Raw genomic sequence first — 4,848 nt, 5'->3', positions numbered from 1 at the left:
CTTGGGGTACTCGCTGGCGGTGGGTGTGTATGTTTCTCGGGGGCCCTTTTCGGGTGACGCCCGCCGCCTGGTTCCGCCACGTGGTGGCGGCGTCCGTGCCGAGCGGGGTCACGGCACCGACGCCGGTGATCACGACGCGCCTCATCCGATCGGACCTTCCCCGAGCAGCTGCCCCGCCATGCGGGCGGTGTCGGCCGGGTCATCGAGGCGTTCGGCATCGATCAACGCGCACATGATGTTTCGTGCGTCGAGGACCTTCTGTCCTGCCACTTCCGCATAGCCGTCGACGACCGCCGCGTTGTCCTGGATGGAGACGACTTCGGCGTGCAGCCGCACGGTGTCGCCCGGGACGATGTCGCGATGCATGGTGACCTCACCGACTGTCAGCAACGCCGCGCGCAGGCGGTGATCGGAGCTCAGCAGCACCAGCCACGCCCCCGCCTGGCACAGCGACTCCAGTGCCATCCCGAACGGCATAGCTGGTCCTGATTCACCGTGCTGCCAATAGGATTCGCGTGCCGAGGTCACCTTCCGTGCCGTGATCCGCTGCATCGGCTCCCAGGATTCGATCCGGTCGATCAGATGAAAACGCATGGTCAGCTCGGCTCTCGGAGAAAGGACATGGCGGTCGCGCCGGAGAAGAACGCCACTTGCGCGCCCATCCCGCCGTCGACATGGACGAGTTCGCCGGTCATATAGCCGGCGTCCGGGCCCGCCAGGAATGCCGCGACGCTGGCAATCTGCTCGGCAGTTCCATACCGGCGCAACGGAATCTGCACCGCTCCCTTGCCGTTGTCGTGCGTCAGGAGGCCGCTGATCAGATCGGTGGGAATGACCCCGCCCAGTACGGCATTGACCCGGATTCCGAAGCGCGCCAGTTCCATTGCCGAGGAGCGGGTAAAGGCGTTCAACGCACCCTTCGAGGCCGAATAGGCCGACTGGCCGGGGCGCGCGGAGACGCCCATGACCGAGGAGATGTTCACGATGGCTCCGCTGCGCTGGGCCATGAAATGCTCCGCGGCAGCGCGCGTGGTGTTGACGGTGCCGCCGAGATTGACCCGCAGCACCTCCCACCAGGCGTCGTCTGTCACCTTCCAGAGCAGACCGTCGTTGGTGATGCCCGCGTTGTTGACCAGCACGTCCAGGCCGCCGAGTCGGCGCATGGTTTCCGCGACGAGATCCTCCGCCGCCGCGGCGTCGGACACGTCCGCGCCGATGGCGACGGCGCATCCGCCGAGGTCCTCGATCTCGCGCACGACCTCGAGGGCCTCCGCTTCGCGCGCGCGGTAGTTGACGGCCACGGCCGCGCCGCGCTGCGCGAGTGTCGTCGCGATCGCTTTCCCGATCCCGCGGGAGGCGCCGGTGACCAGCGCGACCTTGCCTTCGAAGGGCAGCATCAGTTCTCCTCCGCCGCCGCTCGAGCGCGATCGTGGACCATATCCACGAGGTTCTGGACCGTGAACAGTCCGACCACCTGTTCGGCCGTCAGCGGGCCCGACAGTTGGGTGCGATCGAATTGCGGTAGCGCCCTTTCCAATTGCGCGAGACCCGCTTCGGTGACGACCTCGTCGTCGTCGAACAGGTCGACGCCGTCGGGGCCCCGCATCAGCGCCTCCATATCGGACACGGAGACCTTGATCCCGGACTCGCGCTGGATGCGGAACAGAATGTCGAGCATGTCGATCGATTCCGCGCCGAGATCATCGACCAGGCTCGCCTCGGCGACGACCTCGGCCTCCTCGACGCCCAGTGCGTCCGCGACGGCGAACTGGACGATCGGGAGCAGATCCTGAGTGGTGTGCTGGGGCATGGTGAATTTCCTTTCTTCGGGGGTGTGGATTCAGTAGGTCTGGAGGAGGGCTGCCACTCGGCGCTTGTCGTTGGTGCTGCGCACCGAGGCGCCGCTGACCATCCGGTTCGCCAGACCGCTGAGGACCCGGCCCGGCCCGATCTCGACGTAGTCGGTGATGCCGTGCCGCTGTGCGGCGGTGAGCACATCGACCCACCGCACCGGTCCGGCCAGCTGGCAGCGCAGCAGCCACTTGGCCTCCTCGGCGGTGGTCACCGGCTCACCGGTGACGGAGCTGAGGACCGGAAGCCGCGGTGGCGCGAAGTCGTACCGGTCCAATTCGGCCGCGAACTCGCCTTCGATCTCGTGCATCAGCGAGCAGTGGAACGGCGCGCTCACGTCGAGCTCGACAACCCGTTCCGCGCCGTACCCGAGGGCGATACGAGCTGCTCGAGCCACGGCGTCGCGGGTACCGGAGATGACCGTCTGCCCGGCCTCGTTGTGGTTGGCGACCTCGGCGACTCCGTCGGCGCGAAGGCCGGCGCAGATCGCTTCGACCACTTCCACCGGCAACCCGAAGATCGCGACCATGGCTCCGGAGACCCTGTCGGACACCCGGGCCATCAGCTCGCCGCGGCGGCGAACGAGGCCGAACGCGTCCCCCGGTTCCAGCACCCCGGCGGCGACCAGCGCGGTGTACTCGCCCAGGCTGTGTCCGGTCACCAGCGAGAGGCGAAAGCCCTTCTCGCTCAGTACTTCCAGAATCGCCAGGCTGGTCGCGACAATCGCGGGCTGCGCGATTTCGGTGCAGCCGATTTCGGTTGCCGAACCGGAAACGCACAATTCGGTGAGCGAGAATCCGAGTGTGCGGTCGGCTATGTCGAATACCCGGCCCGCGGCTTCTGGATAATGGGAGAGCAGAAACTCCGCCATACCGGCGCGCTGTGAGCCTTGCCCCGGAAACATTCCGAGCGCTTTCGGTGTGCTGGACAATGCCGTTCTCCTTCCCGCTTCGCTGTGCTGCGAACAACAACCAGCCTGGTCTGCCCGAGCGCGGGAAACATCAACAGCTGGTGGGGTGACGACCGACACCCGGGGGTGGCTCATCTCACCCCGAAGGAGGAGGTCACGGCGCAGGTGTGATGCCATCCAGCCGAATAGGTGATGTATTCGGAGCTCGGATCGGACATGCTCGAAAGAGCTCCCCGAAAGGGGTGGTCCACAGAGCGAAGGAGTCGGAAATGGATATTTTTACATTGTTGTTCAGTTGGCTGGCCCCACTGTTGGGGAGCCTTTTCAGCGGACCAGGTCTCGAGCCCCCGGGATAGCCGAGGACGTCGATGTTTCCTGTGCGAGTCGCCTCGTCCGACGTAGGATGAGGCGACGCCGTGTCTCGGCTGCTCTACGGATCTGATCGCCCCCGCCGCGTACCGAAGGAGTGAGGAATCCGATGGCTCGACTGACGCCGGTTGATGCGGCCTGGCCCGCACTGAAGGTCGATTCCTGGTCCGACACCCGCGACACCCTGCACATGTGGACCCAGATCATCGGCAAACTGAAGATGGCGGGCACCCCGCTGATCAACCACTGGTGGAATGTCACCTTCGCGGTCAGCGCGCGCGGGTTGTCGACCGGCGCGATCCCGGTCGACGGCCGTCTGCTCGACATCGAATTCGATTTCCTCGACCACGAACTCGTGCTGCGCACCAGCGACGGCCGCCACGCCATCATCGCCTTGCGTCCGCGCACGGTCGCCGATTTCTATGCCGAGCTGGGTCATGTGCTCGGCAGGCTCGACGCCGTGGTCGATATAGAGGCCTCGCCGAACGAAGTCGACCCCGCGATCCCGTTCGCCGAGGACACCACCCACTACTCCTACGACGGCGACGCCGTCACCCTGTTCTGGCAGCAGCTCGTCCAGATCCAGCGGGTGTTCCAGCTCTGGCGCGCCGGTTTCGCCGGGAAATCCAGTCCGGTGCAAGTCTTCTGGGGCTCCCTGGACCTGGCCTGCACCCGCTTCTCCGGCCGCACCGCCCCGTTGCACCCCGGCGGCGCCCCCAACTGCCCCGACTGGGTCATGGAAGAGTCCTACTCCCGCGAATGCGCCAGCGCCGGCTTCTGGGCAGGCGGCACCGAAGGCACCTTCTACGCCTACGCCTACCCCGCCCCCCACGGCTACTCCACCCGCCCCGCAGGCCCCGACGGCGCCGAATGGGACGCCACCCTGGGCGAATTCGTCCTCCCCTACGACGTAGTCCGCCAATCCCCCGACCCCGACGCCACCCTCCTGAACTTCCTCGACACCACCTACGCCGCCGCCGCCGACCTAGGCAAATGGGACCGCAAACTCCTCGATGTCAACCCCCACCGCCTCGCCCGAGTCCTCCACACCGACGACACAGCGGCACTCTGAACTCGCGCCGGATCCGGCTTCATGCCGTCCACACGCGATAGGTGGCGTCGGCGATCTTGCCCCAGCCGAGTCCGGTCAGTCCGGCGATGATGTCGAAGATGAAGTCCTCGTCGAGGTCGGCTTCGAGCCGGGCTTCGTCGGGGAGTACGCCGCCCGTTTCGTCGGCGAGCTCGCCCGCCGAGTAGATGATTCGCCGAATCGGCTGCCCGCCGGAGTACCACGCGAATCCGTAGGTGTCCGACACGCTGTGGGCGGCGTAGGCGAGTGCGCGGCGGGTTCCCGAGAGCGCGAGGACCGCGTCGTCGTCGAAGGTCACCAGGATGTGCGGATCCAGGATCGACGTCCACCCGTCGACCTCGGCGACCGCGTAGTCGACCGGACGCGAGAACGCCTGCGCCAGATCGACGGTCGCGCCGCTGTCTCCGGGATGCCCCGGCAACCGCGCCGCGTCGATCGTCCCTTCGACGAGCAGCCCATTCGCTGTCCAGCCCACGCCACCCTCGCTTCCGCCTGCCCCGCGGCACGCGATGGTGTCACCCTAACCAGCCGCTCTGACAACTCCCGGAAACGCGAAACCGGTGGGGGGGCGGGTGGTGGGGGAGGACGACGCGGAGGGGGTGTTGAAGAAGAAAGAAGCGAGGGCGGA

6 protein-coding genes are annotated in these 4,848 nt (G+C 66.8%); 1 reads left to right on the top strand and 5 read right to left on the bottom strand.

The window, feature by feature from the left end; translation table 11 throughout:
• Window positions 1-141: 141 nt before the first annotated feature.
• Genes ACFWPJ_RS24900 through fabD form a run of 4 tightly spaced genes read right to left on the bottom strand, consistent with a single transcriptional unit; the run spans window position 142 to window position 2,782 of the window.
• Window positions 142-594: a hypothetical protein gene (locus tag ACFWPJ_RS24900; protein ID WP_378854804.1), complete on the bottom strand. Its 453-nt coding sequence runs from the start codon at window positions 592-594 to the stop codon at window positions 142-144.
• A 2-nt stretch (window positions 595-596) separates the two neighbouring features.
• Window positions 597-1,397: an SDR family NAD(P)-dependent oxidoreductase gene (locus ACFWPJ_RS24895; protein WP_378854803.1), complete on the bottom strand. Its 801-nt coding sequence runs from the start codon at window positions 1,395-1,397 to the stop codon at window positions 597-599.
• Window positions 1,397-1,810, bottom strand: coding sequence for an acyl carrier protein (locus ACFWPJ_RS24890; protein WP_378854802.1), 414 nt, complete (start codon window positions 1,808-1,810; stop codon window positions 1,397-1,399). The genes ACFWPJ_RS24895 and ACFWPJ_RS24890 overlap by 1 nt, the downstream gene beginning before the upstream one ends.
• Window positions 1,811-1,840: 30 nt before the next feature.
• The gene (fabD, locus tag ACFWPJ_RS24885) at window positions 1,841-2,782 is read right to left on the bottom strand and encodes an ACP S-malonyltransferase (RefSeq protein ID WP_378854801.1); all 942 of its coding nucleotides are present in this window, start codon (window positions 2,780-2,782) and stop codon (window positions 1,841-1,843) included.
• A 457-nt stretch (window positions 2,783-3,239) separates the two neighbouring features.
• Between fabD and ACFWPJ_RS24880 the strand changes: the two genes are divergently transcribed.
• Window positions 3,240-4,202 carry a DUF5996 family protein gene (locus ACFWPJ_RS24880; RefSeq protein ID WP_378854800.1) on the top strand — a complete coding sequence of 321 codons (963 nt, stop codon included), beginning with the start codon at window positions 3,240-3,242 and terminating at the stop codon, window positions 4,200-4,202.
• A gap of 19 nt (window positions 4,203-4,221) precedes the next feature.
• Here ACFWPJ_RS24880 and ACFWPJ_RS24875 read toward each other — a convergent pair whose 3' ends face one another.
• A complete protein-coding gene (locus ACFWPJ_RS24875; RefSeq protein WP_378854799.1) occupies window positions 4,222-4,695 on the bottom strand; it encodes a hypothetical protein in 474 nt (157 codons plus the stop codon).
• Between the last annotated feature and the right edge of the window lie 153 nt (window positions 4,696-4,848).

Origin of the sequence: Nocardia sp. NPDC058497 (assembly GCF_042720195.1) — a bacterium.
In the GTDB taxonomy this organism is placed as follows: Bacteria; Actinomycetota; Actinomycetes; order Mycobacteriales; family Mycobacteriaceae; genus Nocardia.
This window is presented reverse-complemented; position numbering and strand designations above follow the sequence as displayed.

What these genes read in the sequence shown, in the direction of transcription:
- ACFWPJ_RS24890 (WP_378854802.1), bottom strand. Translation starts at nt 1,810, where the DNA reads ATGCCCCAGCACACCACTCAGGATCTGCTCCCGATCGTCCAGTTCGCC.
- ACFWPJ_RS24880 (WP_378854800.1), top strand. Translation starts at nt 3,240, where the DNA reads ATGGCTCGACTGACGCCGGTTGATGCGGCCTGGCCCGCACTGAAGGTC.
- ACFWPJ_RS24900 (WP_378854804.1), bottom strand. Translation starts at nt 594, where the DNA reads ATGCGTTTTCATCTGATCGACCGGATCGAATCCTGGGAGCCGATGCAG.
- ACFWPJ_RS24895 (WP_378854803.1), bottom strand. Translation starts at nt 1,397, where the DNA reads ATGCTGCCCTTCGAAGGCAAGGTCGCGCTGGTCACCGGCGCCTCCCGC.